Annotated in this window: 2 protein-coding genes; both read left to right on the plus strand. The window is 61.8% G+C overall.

Annotation, left to right across the window (positions count from 1 at the left end; translation table 11 throughout):
• Positions 1-345 (plus strand): Scr1 family TA system antitoxin-like transcriptional regulator (locus tag IG98_RS0144015; protein ID WP_030926615.1); only part of this gene is annotated, 345 nt, incomplete at its 5' end.
• Positions 336-563: DUF397 domain-containing protein (locus IG98_RS0144020; protein WP_030926617.1), on the plus strand; the 228-nt coding region annotated here is incomplete at its 3' end. The genes IG98_RS0144015 and IG98_RS0144020, both read left to right, overlap by 10 nt.

The following is a 563-nucleotide window of genomic DNA, read 5'->3' on the forward strand; positions in this document are numbered from 1 at the left end:
CGCTGTGTAATCAGCGAGACGGTCCTCAACCTGCTGGTAGGAGGTCCCGATGTCATGCGCGAGCAACTGGAGCACATCGCCGCGATCGCCAGTCCCCAAATCAGTGTGCAGGTCGTTCCCTCCGGTTACGTCCGTTCCGGCCTGCTGGCGGGATTCGCGATCGCGACCCTGGAAGACGGTAGCGAGGTAGCGTATTTGGAAACGGCCATTCGCGGACTGACGACCGGTGACCGGGACGACACCACAATGGCCGTCCAGCGGTTCGAGGCCATTCGCATCCAGGCCCTGCCGCTGAACATGTCGACGGACCTCATTAAGCACACAGCGGAGGAACAATGGACCTGAGCAAGGCTCAGTGGCGCAAGTCAAGCCTCAGCGGCAACAACGGTGGAAACTGTGTCGAGGTCGCGGAGCTCGAAAACCTCACCGAAGGCCCCGCCCACAAGCCCGGACACCCCCACCTGGTCGCCGTACGCGATTCCAAAGACCCCCACGGCCCCAGCCTTTTCTTCACCCCCACCGAATGGACCACCTTCATCAACACCATCAAGGCCGACGACTTC

It is taken from the genome of Streptosporangium amethystogenes (assembly GCF_000721075.1).
Taxonomy (GTDB): Bacteria; Actinomycetota; Actinomycetes; order Streptosporangiales; family Streptosporangiaceae; genus Streptosporangium; species Streptosporangium amethystogenes.